1 protein-coding gene is annotated in these 592 nt (G+C 64.2%); it reads right to left on the minus strand.

What is annotated here, in order from left to right; genetic code table 11:
* Positions 1-215: 215 nt before the first annotated feature.
* Complete coding sequence (locus AC1DY5_RS58050; RefSeq protein WP_478123100.1) at positions 216-578, minus strand: hypothetical protein; 363 nt, start codon at positions 576-578, stop codon at positions 216-218.
* Positions 579-592 lie beyond the last annotated feature (14 nt).

The raw sequence follows: 592 nt of genomic DNA on the forward strand, positions 1-592 counted from the left end.
CTCCGGCTCAACGCCGTCGCCCTTTCAGGCGCAAGGCGAGATCTCCCCAGGTAAGAACGCACTCCTTCACTGCACAACCGCCGGATCTACGCCGCCTCGCCTTGATCACGAAAGCTTCGCGGTTCATGGCCCGCTCGCCCTGCTCGGCACCGCCCATGAAAAAAACCCGCCTCGGCGGGTTTTCATTGGGGCTGCGAGAGCGCCGGTGCGCGCGCTCAGGGCTTCTTGGCGGCTTCGCCCTTGGCGGCTTCGTTCTGGACCRTGCCCGGGATCTTCTCGCCGATCTTGTCGCCCACCTTGCGGGTCCCAGAAGCGGCATCGGAGGCCACGTTGTCGATGGCCTTGCCGGTCTTCTTGGCGCCCTTCTCGGTCGCCTTCACRGCCTTATCGGTGCCGCTCTTGGTGGCATCCCAGGCCTTCTCGGTACCTTCCTTGGTCTTGTCCCAGGCCTTCTCGCCTTCCTTTTCCACCTTCTGGGTGGTACTCGGTGCCGTGGTTTGCGCAATCGCCGGCGCGCCGACACAGGCGAAGGCCAGTGTCAGGGCGGCCGGCAGGGTGCGAACGATGGATGAGTTCATGGAAAGCTCCTTGT

This window comes from Variovorax sp. P4_D9 (assembly GCF_056401695.1).